Origin of the sequence: Reichenbachiella sp., from assembly GCF_039944555.1 — a bacterium.
Lineage (GTDB): Bacteria > Bacteroidota > Bacteroidia > Cytophagales > Cyclobacteriaceae > Reichenbachiella.
The window spans coordinates 360,729-375,076 of sequence record NZ_JBDUYN010000004.1; the positions used below are offsets into that span (position 1 = coordinate 360,729).

Consider the following 14,348-nt stretch of genomic DNA (forward strand, 5'->3'; position numbering starts at 1 on the left):
GAATACTTATCTACCTCTTGATGATCTACTTGATGATCCCGAAGATCGGCTCGGCGAACTTGTACGACTCGGTGAACTAGATCGACTTGGGCTACTGATCCTAACCCGGCTGTTACTAGACCGTGATGGAGTTGAATAGGACCGACTTGGTGAAGATGACCTGCTACCTGAGTAGGATCCTGAACTTCTTCCCGAGCTTTGAGTACTATATCTTCTTACATTGCCAGAGGAACTACCGGTTGATCGAGCCGAAGAACTTCTTACCGTACGTGGTGATGAGGAAATCGTTTTGTTTGGTTCATACCTGCTTCGCGTATTCACATTCTGAGAAGTTCGTCTTGAGGTAGTTGATCTTGAATTACTTATTGAGTATGTCTCCCTAGTTCTGGTCGATGAACGTGAGGTGGATCGACTGGACACATCCGAAAGTCTGGATCTGGAAGTACTTACATTCGCTCGTCGCAAATATTCATTTTGTGAGCGACTGTAATCCCTGGAATCTCTTGCAGTTGCTGACCGACTTCGGCTGCTTGAACTACTTCTTCCGGTGCTTGACGCAACTCGAGCTGAACTATTTGTCCGGCCGTTGCTTGCAACGGCTGCTGCACGCCCGGATAATCTAGAAGGTCTTGTTGAGGACATTCTTGAAATGTTTGTGCTTCTGGCCACAGTAGACCCCCGAGTATATCGAGCACCTCTGGTAACATTTCTGTAATATCGTTCGGCCTGATAGCCAGTCGCAGCATAGGCACCATATCCATATCCGCCATAGTATGGACTATACCATCTGAATCTGTTGAAGCTATAAACTGGGCAAAAGAAAGGGTCGTAGAAGAAGGGGTCATAAAATGCGTTACCCCAGCCAAAACCAATACCTATGCCGGAATACCATCCACCGAAACTGTTAAAGCCAAATCCAAATGATGGTCCCCAGGTATTGAACCTATTGTAGTATGGGTCTGCATAGTACCCTGCTCCATAGTAGTTATTCACAACAGTTGGCTGACTCTGTCTGTTATATTTTGGGTCATTATAAAATGATTCATCATCGTATTCTGCAACTTGATCCTCTACGTAATAATCCTGACTACTATATGTAGGATTTTGATAGTTATCGTTTTCTGAAGTTTTATTCTCATAGTTATCGCCATTGACCGACTGACGAGCTTGCTGCTTGTATTTTTCAATATATTCTGGGTTCACCTCTTTGGCAGAGTAAGAGGCATTGCCATAGGTGTTGTTGGAATAAGATTGATATGTAGTACTCGCATCAGTTGGAGTATCCTCGGTGTATTTTATTTTCTTTCGATCCTTCGAAGAAAAATACATGTCGTCGTATTCATTTTGAGCAAATCCAATCTGCGTCAATCCCATCATCAGGATAAGAGCAGAGAGAGCGGCGAATTTGAAATTTTTGTGTATCATAACGACCTCCGAGTTTAAATGGTAAGACATTGATTTTAATTACTGGACAACATATTATATTTGTGTCCAATTTTTCTAACAAGAGAAGAGCAATATCCATACCAAATTTAATAAATCAAGATGAGTAAAGGATTACCAAAGCGAAGCGAAGACTATTCTTTGTGGTATAATGAGTTAGTGAAGAAGGCAGATTTAGCCGAAAATTCGGCTGTAAGGGGTTGTATGGTAATCAAACCGTATGGATTTGCTATTTGGGAAAAAATGCAAGCTGCTTTGGATGAAATGTTCAAAGATACCGGACATTCAAATGCCTATTTTCCACTTTTTATTCCCAAATCATATTTGAGCAAGGAGGCGGCTCATGTTGAAGGTTTCGCCAAAGAGTGTGCTGTAGTTACTCATTATAGGTTGAAAAATGATGAAGACGGCAAGGGCGTGGTGGTTGATCCTGAAGCTAAGCTGGAAGAGGAATTAATTGTCCGTCCTACTTCTGAAACTGTCATTTGGAATTCATATAAGAATTGGATTCAGTCCTACAGGGATTTGCCCATTTTAGTAAACCAGTGGGCCAATGTGGTACGTTGGGAAATGAGGACCCGCCTCTTTCTTAGAACTGCAGAGTTTCTCTGGCAAGAAGGCCATACTGCCCATGCAACCAAGCAGGAAGCCATTGACGAAACAGTTCAGATGATGAATGTCTATGCTGATTTCGCTGAGAATCATATGGCACTTCCAGTATTGAAAGGCGTAAAAACTGAAAGCGAGCGTTTTGCTGGAGCAGAAGATACTTATTGTATTGAAGCGTTAATGCAAGATGGCAAAGCGCTTCAGGCTGGAACTTCGCATTTCTTGGGACAAAATTTTGCCAAAGCTTTCGATGTGAAATTTGCAAACGCTGAAGGTGGTGCTATGGAATATGTCTGGGGTACTTCTTGGGGTGTAAGTACTCGATTGATGGGTGCGCTTATCATGGCACATTCTGATGATCAGGGATTGGTATTGCCTCCTAAGTTGGCACCATTTCAAGTAGTGATAGTGCCTATATTCAAAAGTGATGAGCAGCTAGCTGAAATATCTGAAGTAGCGCTTAAAATTAAAGCGAATCTAAAGAAAGTAGGTATCAGTGTCAAGTTTGATGACAGGAAGACACATAAGCCAGGTTGGAAATTTGCTGAGTATGAATTAAAAGGTACACCAGTAAGAATAGCCATTGGCCCAAAGGACCTGGAGAATGGAACGGTCGAAGTGGCCAGAAGAGATTTATTGGAAAAAAATGTGATGCCTTTGGATGATAATTTTGTTCAAAGCATATCGTCGTTATTAGATAATATACAAGAGACCATTTATAAAAAGGCATTTAACTATAGAAAAGAACATTCCTTCACGGCTGATACATATGACGAATTCAAGAAAATTATTGAAAGTGAAGAAGGCGGCTTTGTTTATGCACATTGGGACGGTACTGCTGAAACGGAAGAAAATATAAAGAACGAAACGAAAGCAACCATACGTTGTATACCGATAGACCAGAAAGAAGAAGCCGGTAAATGTGTCTATTCTGGTAAACCTTCAGCGGGTCGCGTTGTATTCGCAAAAGCATATTAATAAACATAGGCATGGAATTAATTCCATGCCTATTTTGTATATTAGGCCCTCATTTTAAACCACTTGTATTGCTTGACTATTTTCTCATAGCGTTTCTTATTCTATCAGGTGTGGCATTGATTATCGTTGAGATAATTTTTGTTCCTGGTACTACTATAGTAGGAATATTGGGATTTCTTACGGGAGCTTATGGAGTCTATAGAAGTTACGAATTGTATGGACAGACTGCTGGTCATTTTGTGCTTGTCGGCTCCCTGACCCTAATGTTTGTGGCTGTTGTTCTCAGTTTTAAATCTGGAGCTTGGAAGCGTTTTGCGCTCAAAGGTGCTATGAGGACTCCCGTAAATAAAGATTTGACCTCCGGTTTGGAAATCGGAATGGAAGGTACCACTGTTTCTTCTCTCAAGCCAATTGGCAAGGCTGAGTTTGAAGATAAAGAATTTGAAGTGACCTCATTAGGTAATTTTGTAGAAGAGAGCCAACCTATAAAAATTATCAAACTAGAACGTAATAAGATATTTGTTGAACCAATTAAAACATAAAATAATATGATGATATATGCGATTTACGCAATGCTGGGAATAGTTGCGTTTTTTACCTTTCTCTATTTTGTTCCCGTAGGTCTGTGGATTACCGCTCAGTTTTCCGGAGTTAAGGTCGGGCTATTTGAATTGGTATTCATGAGAATCCGTAAAGTTCCACCATCATTGGTAGTAAATTCTCTTATTACTGCGACCAAGGCCGGTTTGCAAGTTACTTCGGGTGAGTTGGAGACTCACTACCTTGCCGGGGGAAATGTGCCTAGTGTAATCAAAGCGTTGATTTCAGCAGATAAAGCAAATATTGCGTTGGAATTTAATCAGGCGGCAGCAATTGATCTTGCTGGTAGAGATGTATTCGAAGCAGTACAAATTTCAGTAAATCCGAAGGTCATCACCACGCCAAGAGTCGCTGCAGTTGCCTCAGATGGTATTCAATTGATTGCAGTGGCAAGGGTAACAGTGCGAGCTAACCTCACCCAATTAGTAGGGGGGGCAGGAGAAGACACTATCCTGGCTAGAGTAGGAGAAGGTATTGTTACATCCATAGGTTCTGCGGTCACACATAAAGAGGTTTTAGAAAATCCTGATAAAATATCTAAGTTGGTTTTAACAAGAGGGTTGGATGCAGGTACTGCCTTTGAAATTCTTTCCATTGATATCGCGGATGTTGATGTGGGCAAAAACATTGGGGCAGATTTACAAACTGACCAAGCCGCAGCTGATTTGAAGGTGGCAGAGGCTAAAGCTGAAGAAAGAAGAGCTATGGCGGTAGCCGTAGAGCAGGAAATGAAGGCGAAGGCGCAGGAAGCCAAAGCTAAAGTAATCGAGGCCGAGGCTGATGTGCCGAAAGCTATGGCACAGGCATTCCGAGAAGGAAATCTTGGTATCATGGACTACTACAAAATGGACAATATCAAAGCCGATACGGAAATGAGAGAATCCATTTCTAAGCCAAAAGGTTCAGGTTCTGGTAAGAAAAAATAATTAAAAATTCTTTTTTGAATTTTAATTTAACGGGCATCTTCAGATACATTCATGGCATTAGTTCTACAATGAGAACCGAAAGCCGGATGTTGAAGATGCCTGTTTTTTGTAGGTCGGCCATACCACTAACAGGAATTCTTTCTTTAATTCTATTTGCCAGTCAGCTGTGCTTGGCACAGAAAGTAATTATTCATGGACAGGTACTAGATGGAACGAGCCTCGAAGAGTTGGCTAATGTTCATGTCTATTTGGAAGAGTATTTGGGCACCACTACTACTATGGAGGGCAGATTCGAATTTGCGGTAAACCATATGGATACACTGCACTTCTCCTTGGTGGGTTATGATTCACTGTCACTTGTGATTACCAATGTAGACGAAGTTCAAAAGGTTATTTTAGCGATGCATCGGAGCACAATTATTTTGGAAAGTGTGGAGATAGCTTCGGATTATCAGGCCGAAACGATCATCAAGCAGCCAGAGCGAATCACTTTTCAGATCCCTGGTGTAAAATATTCTAATAAACCACCTCAAAAGAATTATAAGTTGGGACTGGCTGCCATAGGAAGTCCTATGACTGCCCTCTATAGGTCTTTTAGTAAGCAATACAAGGAGGAAAAGAAAAACTATTTATATCTCAAGGAAAAACAGGCCGAAGATTTGGTTTACAACAAGGCCAAGGCCAATCTGGATAATGCCTTCGATCAGATCAACGAATATTTTGATGATTATTATTATCGAGATTTCATTCAGTATTCGGGGCTAACCGTGCAGTATGTGGCTGATTGCTCAGAATATAATCTGATCAAACTATTGCCCGACGCTATAAAAAAATACTACGAGCATCTTGAAGAACGCGAAGAGGAGTGATTTGAAAATCAAAAAAGCACGAGATTTTCATCCCGTGCCTTTCTAAATCAAACAATAAAGTCAACTGTCAGGTTTTAAGGCCCTTTAAAAATTGCTGACATTCTTGTTCGTCGCCAAGATATTTTTTTCGCTCTCCTATGACGGCGTACCAAACATTCTTTTCATTATCGAAAAGCAACCTTATTCTCTTTGATACTAGTGATTGCGAAACACTCATAGCTGGTGAGTTTTTAACTGATCTTGTGAATAGCAAAGTTGTTGTAAACCTGTGAGTCCTGAAATAGAGTAAAGACTTAAATTTTACTAGGAGAATCTCCTAAAAATGAAATTTGATACATTAAAAATCCTAAAACTTAGCACCAAGCACAACGGTCTCTTTTTGTACAGACTTGTTGCCTTGCCCGTCAAAAATTTCAAAATTGATCACGTAGTAACCCACTGATGCTCGATTACCATTGTTTGTTATTCCATCCCAGGTGAAGAATCCAGTTGTAGATAGTAGCTGCCCTTCGGCCAGGGTTTTTACCAAAACCCCACTGGTGGAGTAGATATGCACATTAGCAAAGTTTCCGGCCTGATCCAGCTGATAACTGATTGTGGTATAATCATTCATACCTGTATTGTCTGGCACAAAAACTTGTGGGTCGACCGACACCTCCGCAATCGATTGATTGGCCTCCCGAAATTGTGAGTTAATAATACCGGGAGTGGCAAACCCTACCGTACTCGCCGCAGATTTCCAGCTATCAGGATTAGTACTTTCTGCTTCAAATGATACCCGCTCTAAAGAAACACCGTCATCGTCGTCCAGAAGATTGAAATGATAGTCGTCTTGATACTTCATTTCATCTATTCTGACTCCAGAGCTATTGATCAGAATTACAGAATCTTCCGCGTCGGAAAGGCTTGGGAAGCTGCTCATGGCAACGAACTTCGAAACATCACCACTTGGATAATTCGCATTTAGTATGGCTGGGTCTGTCGTTAAAGCCATGTATTCTTCGGGATCAAGAATTAGGTTTTCTGTGGTAATTGTCACAGAGTTGTCCAATTGATCTCCAATCGTCCATTTGATCAAATTGATCGCTTTATCCGAGTTGTTATATAGTTCTACAAAATCAACGCCCCCAACTTTTGGATTGAAAAGCACCTCATTGATTAATACTTCTGAAAGGAGGGCCGCTTCAGGCAGCCTGAAGGTTGCAGAATTTGCGCCCGGTTGAATAATATTCAACTTACAGTCTGCAACCTGATTGATTGTGATTTCATACAGCTGACCTGGCTCCAGACTTTCAGTTAAGCTGATATTGACGCTGGTATTTTGAGGGCTGTCCAATTCCTGAGACGAAACTGTTTTTTCAGGCGAAATTGAGATTACGGCATTAATAAATTGTGAGGGGTGCAACTTCTCATTCATTTGAAGTTCTATGGAGTTTTCGCTTGTGGCAATGGCCGTGGTGATCTCTGGGCCGAAGCTATCAGGATTAGAGAGGGCAGCAGAATTAGCTTCACCAGGTGTCCCGCCGGTCTGGCTGATCGATGCCGTCCAATTATTTAATTCCCCGCAAGGATTCTCTAAATCGATCATCTCCAAAGCCCAGCCACCGTCTTCTTTATCGCTGTCTTTGTACCAATCTTTGGTGTAGGAACTGGAATAGATTTGCGTCTCCCCTGCGTAAATTGAGATAGTTTCTCCGGAATTATTGAGAGATGGGAAACTGGTTATTCCTATGGTTGCTACACCAGGAAATTGACTTGCCCAAGACGTACTGGTCAGCACTATATAGTTGCTGCTTTGAATTTCTCCAGAGATGATAGTAGCACTACCCCCTTCATCCACAATGCTTATACCAGCCAAAGAAATGGTTTGATCAGTGGTGTTGTATATTTCTATATACTCGGTATCTGGGAGTCCCACTTCCGGGGTTGGGTCAGACATAATTTCAGTGATAATGAGGTCTCCAAAAGAGGGAGAATTCGCAGCCTCGAAGGTAAGAGGGATGATGTGATTAATTAGAGCATTGTCAGATAGGTCCTCAATGTTGTCTAAGGTCAATTCATAAGCAGTTCCTTCTAGAAATTCAGTAGAGAACTCTAATAAGGTAGTTGAATCGGCATCATCGTATTTGACTTCAGTCGGATATCCAATGGTAGGTGTAATTTGATAGTTGTTTAAGAATTCGGCAGAAACCTCGTTGAGCGGTTCAGAATATTTGATCCAAATGGTATTGGCATCTACAATCAAATGCTCGGATACCGATGGAGCCGTTTGATCGTTTATTACCGTGGTAAAGTAGTCTGCCAGATCGTTGCCAAATGTGTTGATAAGATTTTGCCAGGAAATGGTGTACTCCAAGTCTCCTACCAGGGCTTCTTCAAATGTCAGTCGCAGAATTTTCGGGTCTTCATTGTCAATAACTGCCGCGTTGCAGTTGCCCAGGGATGGGCTAGCCGTAAAGTCTGATAACGTAAGTGTTTGCCCCTCTTTCAATTCGACCTCGAATTCGAGAGCGATAGTACGATCTCCAGCCAGGCCGGAATAGGAAATTCTTGAATCAAATAGGAATGAATAACTACTTTTAAACAAGCCATTCGAATTTTGATCGCTCACGTTATCAACAGTCAGGGAGTTTTCGCTGTTGTCCTCCAAGGTCGAATTAAAAGTCAATGTAGCTGTTTTGTCATCAGTGAAATTGATTGCACTTATGGATTGTCCGTTGATCGAATAGTTTATTAATGTACTTTTCGAAGTTAAATCCGGGATTTTGTTGAATTCAATCTGAACGGTATTTCGACCGGTGGATTGAACCACAGCTAGGTAGAAGATATCATAATTGAAAAAGGATGAGATTGGATTGATAATCGCATTGCCTCTCTGGTCTTGCATGGCTGAAATGTCTAAATCGATCTCTGAAGTCTCAGGAAGGCCTGAAGACAAATTAAGATAGACGATGTGCTGAAACTCTAAGTCCAGGGACGCACTGGTTGGCTGACCGAGCCCCTCAATTGAATAGTTCGTAATATTTTCCGCTATCGTTTGGTCTACATTCTCATTAAACCAAAGAATTAACTCATCAGAAGATCGAACGATGATACTGTCTAATTCCGGTTCGAATACGTCGTAGACAAATTCTTGCTTAAGCTTAGTTTTGATTTCGTTATTATAGAGGTCTTTTACTTCATCAATCGACAACTCGAAAACTACTTCACGTTCAAAGTCTTCGTCAAATTCAAGGGTTACCGTTTTTTGGTCAACGGCCAGCGTGGCCCTGATGGGGAAGATGTTTTCGTATTCATAGTTCTCCTTAGATTCAGCTGATTGCTCATCTACATTTTCAGTAAAGACAATCTCCAGTGATGAGGAGGAGACCACTTTCACTGTATCCAATTTGGGAGGAGAAGTGTCGTACACAAAAATGAGGTCTGGCGTAGTTAGATATTCCAGGCTGGAATTTCGAACGTCCGAAATAGTCAAGGTAAGATTTTTGTTATCATCAAAATTATTGGCAAATGCCAAATGGACAAGTCGATCATTGGAGCCATCCAGAAAGGCACTAGAAGGATTGCCGACACCATCATCAACGAAGTAGTTGCTTTCAGTGCCTGCGCTGGTAGGGTCCAGATTCTGTTTGTAATAGATATCCAGTAAGTTAATTCCCATAACCTGAATGGTATCAACCTGCTGAGACAGGGTAAAAGTAGGTGTCAAGGCTGCTGCCAGAACGTTGCCCTGTAAATCTTCGAGATTGCTTATTGTTAGTGTACTTTCTGTATTAAGTACAAATTCGTCTGCGAAGGTGAGGCTAACTGTGGTTGCGTCTTCACTATTCAAAATGGCCGATGTGGGGCTGGAACCTGAGTGGTCTGATACGTAATTCCCTTCAGTTTCAGCAATGGTTTCGTTTAGATCTTCGGTAAAACTTATATCGATCTGGTTAGATGTTCTTACTACTATGCGGTCAAGGGCAGGTGGGTTGGTGTCATAGTCAAAGGAAAGGCTATTGGTTTGGATAGCATTTCCGGCGCAGTCAGTGGCCCCGGTGATGGTAATGGTGTAGTTAGCCCCACTGGTTAGATCGGGAGTTACATCTATCGTTGTGGTCAAAAAACCAGGGCTTATTGGTGTAATGCCGTTTTCTGTAATGCCATTGTCAAATGAATAGGTGGCGCCGTTTAAAGAAGTTTCGTCCATCGGTTCATCGAAGGTGAGCAAGAAGGTATTAGCATCAGTAGCGATAAAACCCATGAGATTGGGGTCCGTAGCATCCGGGGTATTGTCGTAGACTGCATTTTGAATACCGGGCGTTCCTCCATTGGCATCAGCCGATACCGTCCAGTTGTTTTCGTTGCTGCAGGTCAGTTCGGGGTTGATTTGTTCAAGACTATATCCGCCACCATCTTTATCTGTGTCGTTGTACCAGTCCGATGTATAAGAAACACTATCAACCAGATTACCCAAATTGTCTGTGAGTTGCAGGGCTTCGCCAGAGTTACTCAACGACAGCCCACTTAAACCTATGACATCACCGGAAAACAATCCTGCATTGGCGGAAGTAGTCAAGGTTACATATGATCCCGACTCCAGAGTGAAATCACCAATTGTCCGTGCGTCAATCATAAAATCACCAATATTAATTGCCTGATTAGAAGTGTTGTACAGTTCAAGAAATTCAGCATCTGGCAGTGTCACTACCGGGTTTGGATCAGCCATGATTTCGTTAATCACAATATCCCTAAAGGGAGTCTGAAGTTCAACATTAAATGCTTGGTCAACATCGTTAATGGTTTCATCCATGGCCTCATGTTGGACCTGATCAACATTGAGTGTGTAATCGTTGTTGACAAAATTGGTTGCGAAGGTTAGTAAAACCTCATCCAGATTGGTCATATCCCTCGCAGCCGAAGTAGGGTTTCCAAAGCCATAATTTAAGGAGTAGTTGGTCAGAGTTTCGGCTGTCGTCTGATCTACGTTTTGGTTGAAGGTGATTCGTATCGAATTAGTGCCTTCTTTAGCTAGTGATTCGATCCCAAAACTGGGAACCACAGGAGTGGTTGAAATGGAAATGTCGTCGAAATAAAAATCGGTCGAATTTGAGGATGTGTAGTCACACCAGAACCCAAAGTGGCTTGTGCTTGTATGTGTGGCATCTAAAAAGGAAGCACCTTCACTTGAGTACGGTGCAATACCATCACTGCTTGAATTCACTTGCCAGTTGCCGGTTGCATCTCTTGTGACTTGTACCCAAATTTCAAAGCTAGAAGATAAACTTGTTGACCCAGAAAAGAGTAAGCTATTTGAACCTCCATTTCTTTTATAGAACCTTAACACATCACCGCTTCCACTTTCTCCTACTAAAATGAAATATCCATCTGGATAGGCACTAAGGTCGCCATTGTCACTAACTAGATAAATTCTAGTGCGATTTCCTCCTGAAGGTGAAAATGCAAGTCTAAAATAGAATTCCCAAGTAGTTTGGCCTAGTTCTGTTTGGGAAGTGGAAAGATAAGATTCACCTTCTAGTGCCGGTGTTACATTGAGTTGCAATTGTTCGGAATTAACGCCAAAATCTACGACATCCCCACTCCATGCCGGATTACCAGTAAAGTCTCCATCAGAAAAATCATCACTCACCTGAGCCAGCGAGAGCTGAACGGTAAGCAGGCCAAAAAAGGTTAGCAGGTATCTCATTCAACTTGAGTTTCAACTACTAAAATACGGATAATTCATCAACCTCAATAGCGGTTTAAATCCCTGCTGGGTTATGATTTTATTATTTTTTCCTTTTGGAGGCATACTTGACAGTTTCATCCAAGATAAGTGCTTCCTGGATCACCTGGTTGAGCGCTCGTTGATCTATTTCCTCAATCGAAAAGTAACTGATTCCGGCCACTTGTTTTCGATCTTTAAAATCGAGCAATTGATTTTCATTCGACAGTTCGTTGGCGCGAATAAAGCACAATTCAACGCCTCCTTTCTTGATCGGGTTGAGATAGCACACCCAACTTTTCTGGTAGTAGAATGGCACCTTGAAACGGATCTTACTACTCATTCGGTCATTGGCATGAAACATTTGGTCGAGGATGGTCATGATTTCTTTTTGTGGACTTTCAAGTCCAGATATATAGTCTAGGATCTCAGACATTATTCTACATAGTGGCTTTTCTAATTCAAATGTAGTAATTTGTGGTTAGGGAGATCTTACTAAAAATGTAGCCATGATAAAATTCTTCCTTCGTAACGCCCGTCGAAACAAGCTTTATTATTCTATCAACTTGATTGGCCTGGTACTCGGTACCACCTCAACTATCTTCATATTTCTCTATCTTCAGAGTGAACTGACTTTTGACAAGCACTTCAGTGATTCGGATCGCATTTACCGAGTGGCACTGAACCGTGTTTACCCTAATAACGAAGTCGGCTGGGCTTCCATTCCCGCACCTGTCGGTACGGCTTTGGCTGACAACTTTCCTGAAATAGGGGAGGCCACAAGAATGAGCACCGGCGATTTCAATATCAAAGTCAACAACGAGCTTTTTAATGAAATGAAGGGACTCTACGCTGACAAAAATTTCTTCAGCGTGTTCGATGTAAAAGTAATCCAGGGTGATTTGAAGACAGCTTTGAGTCAACCACGCCAGCTGGTACTTACTAAAGATCTAGCCCTCAAATATTTTAATACTACCCAGGCAGTTGGAAAGCAATTGATTGTTCGCGACAGTCTGAATTATCAGGTGAGTGCCGTGATAGAAAATCTCCCAGACAATTCCCATTTCGAAGCCGATTTGATTGCACCCATGCAAGACTCATCCGAACCTCGCTATCACAATACCTGGGGCACGGCTTTTTTCTATTTTACTTATGTCAAACTCAATGAAAGGACAGTATCTAGTCAATTTGAAAGCAAAGCACGTCAGTTTTTACTTCAAAAAATGGCTGAAAACACAACAGGCATGGATTTTCAGAAATGGTTGGACGAAGGCAACAGCTACGATTATTTTCTTCAGCCTCTGACCGACATTCACCTGACCTCCAATCTAAGATGGGAATTTATGCCGAATGGCAATAAGAGCAACGTTCAACTTTTTATGGCTGTAGGGATTTTCATTTTGATTATTTCGTGCATCAATTATGTGAACTTGTCTACAGCCAAAGCAGGGAAAAGAATGAGAGAACTTGGGCTAAAAAAAATCATGGGAGCTTCACGGGTGCAGTTAATCAGACAGCTGCTAGGAGAGTCGGTGATACTCACGGTACTTTCAGCCTTGCTGGCCATGCTGCTGGCATTTCAGGTGCTTCCGTATTTCAACGACTTGTCAGGTAAATCCTGGTCACTAAATGTTTTGTTGGCACCAGCTTTTTTAGCTCTTGTTGGTATTTTCTCATTGACACTTGGCCTAATTGCAGGCGTTTATCCTGCATTAAAACTGTCCAGTGTATACCCAACAGAAGTGATTACCACTAATTCCAAAGGCGGCAGCGAATCTGCCCAGGAAAGATGGGTTAGAAATATACTAGTAGGTCTGCAATTCGGTGTCTCGCTTGTGGTGATTGTATCTACACTTATCGTATCCAAACAAAATCAATTTTTGAAAACAGTTGATTTGGGATATGACAAGGAGAATCTGTTAGTTATAAAAAATGCCGGAGAGATAAGAGCCCAGGGAAGTACATTCAGAGATGAATTGGTGAAATCGCCTTATATCAATCAAGGTTCGATTATGTCATCAGTCCCTGGCTTTGTTAATGGCGCAACCACCTATACCACGGCAGAAGCGGAAGGTAATCCTGTGAATGTTTCTTTCTTTTTTGCGGGTGATGAACACAGTGCTGATATATTCGGGCTGGAGTTATTAACTGGCCGGAATTATAGACCTGGCGATTTTACGGATACGATTCGTAGTGCGATCATCAATCAGGAGGCCGTTAGGCAGTTTGGCTGGACAGCCGACCAGGCGGTCAATTCTTTTATCAAAAACACTACCGGAACAAGAAGGTTGAAAGTGATAGGAGTGGTAAAGGATTTTCATATTCATTCGCTTCATGAATCCATTCGGCCATTGGTCATTTCAACCGGATTGAGGTTTCCGGCCAGGATGGTCTTCAAGATAAAAGAAAGTAACACACAGCAGGCTGTTCAGGACATGCTCAATCAGTGGTCGGTTTTTTCACCGGACAAGCCGGTGGAGTATTCATTTTTAGACACCAATTTGGAGACCTTGTATGTCAGTGAAAAACATACCCAGGAATTGTTCTCAATATTCACTTTACTAGCGATTTTTTTAGCGGGATTTGGCATGTATGGACTTTCAGCTTATCTGACAGAACTGAAAAGAAAGGAGGTTGCCATTCGCAAAACATTAGGTGCCTCGGAACTATGGATCTTAAAATACTTCACCTTTAAGCAACTATCAGTTATTGCCTTGGCTGTACTTATTGGACTACCTATCGCCTATTATTTAGGCAATGAATGGCTGAATAACTTTGCCTACCGTATAGAAATAGATCTTGGTTTGATGTTAATGTCTGTAGGATCGATTTTAGCAATCGGCCTGCTTTCTATTGGCTGGTATTCCGTAAAAGCAGCGCTGGAAAATCCTGTGAATATGTTGAGGGAATGAGTTTAATGACCAGTATTCATCCATCTGATTAAAACATTTCAGAGATCAGATTGGTAGTTGCCAAAATTCTGTTAGAAATTTGTTTTACGTTTCTTAATTGGTTAATTATTTAACGATTGATTCGTTTGATTAACAAATATTAAAAAAACCAGCATTTCGCTGTTCTGGTTCTCAATGAAATTGTAGTAATTTTGAATTCTAATTACATGGAATCCAAGAGATAATTATTCAAATTCGTTCGTTTAGTGGGCATGTTGCAAGAATTAGCATGTTTCCCCAAGACGGACTTTATATAAAAAGTACA

The 14,348-nt window shown here is 41.6% G+C and carries 8 protein-coding genes; 5 read left to right on the top strand and 3 right to left on the bottom strand.

The window, feature by feature from the left end; genetic code table 11:
• Positions 1-6: 6 nt before the first annotated feature.
• Complete coding sequence (locus tag ABJD64_RS03060; protein WP_348177286.1) at positions 7-1,425, bottom strand: hypothetical protein; 1,419 nt, start codon at positions 1,423-1,425, stop codon at positions 7-9.
• A 120-nt stretch (positions 1,426-1,545) separates the two neighbouring features.
• Here ABJD64_RS03060 and proS point away from each other — a divergent pair, with 120 nt between their 5' ends.
• Genes proS through ABJD64_RS03080 form a run of 4 tightly spaced genes read left to right on the top strand, consistent with a single transcriptional unit; the run spans position 1,546 to position 5,425 of the window.
• A complete protein-coding gene (gene proS, locus ABJD64_RS03065; RefSeq protein WP_348177288.1) occupies positions 1,546-3,030 on the top strand; it encodes a proline--tRNA ligase in 1,485 nt (494 codons plus the stop codon).
• 11 nt (positions 3,031-3,041) lie between these two features.
• Positions 3,042-3,572, top strand: coding sequence for an NfeD family protein (locus ABJD64_RS03070; protein WP_348177290.1), 531 nt, complete (start codon positions 3,042-3,044; stop codon positions 3,570-3,572).
• 9 nt (positions 3,573-3,581) lie between these two features.
• The gene (gene floA / locus ABJD64_RS03075; protein WP_348177983.1) at positions 3,582-4,556 is read left to right on the top strand and encodes a flotillin-like protein FloA; all 975 of its coding nucleotides are present in this window, start codon (positions 3,582-3,584) and stop codon (positions 4,554-4,556) included.
• Between the two features lie 14 nt (positions 4,557-4,570).
• The gene (locus tag ABJD64_RS03080; RefSeq protein WP_348177292.1) at positions 4,571-5,425 is read left to right on the top strand and encodes a carboxypeptidase-like regulatory domain-containing protein; all 855 of its coding nucleotides are present in this window, start codon (positions 4,571-4,573) and stop codon (positions 5,423-5,425) included.
• A gap of 346 nt (positions 5,426-5,771) precedes the next feature.
• Here ABJD64_RS03080 and ABJD64_RS03085 read toward each other — a convergent pair whose 3' ends face one another.
• Complete coding sequence (locus tag ABJD64_RS03085; protein ID WP_348177294.1) at positions 5,772-11,114, bottom strand: lamin tail domain-containing protein; 5,343 nt, start codon at positions 11,112-11,114, stop codon at positions 5,772-5,774.
• Positions 11,115-11,196: 82 nt separating this feature from the next.
• Positions 11,197-11,568, bottom strand: a complete 372-nt coding sequence (locus ABJD64_RS03090; RefSeq protein WP_348177296.1) for a DUF1801 domain-containing protein — start codon at positions 11,566-11,568, stop codon at positions 11,197-11,199.
• A 73-nt stretch (positions 11,569-11,641) separates the two neighbouring features.
• Here ABJD64_RS03090 and ABJD64_RS03095 point away from each other — a divergent pair, with 73 nt between their 5' ends.
• Positions 11,642-14,044: an ABC transporter permease gene (locus ABJD64_RS03095; RefSeq protein ID WP_348177298.1), complete on the top strand. Its 2,403-nt coding sequence runs from the start codon at positions 11,642-11,644 to the stop codon at positions 14,042-14,044.
• Positions 14,045-14,348: the final 304 nt, after the last annotated feature.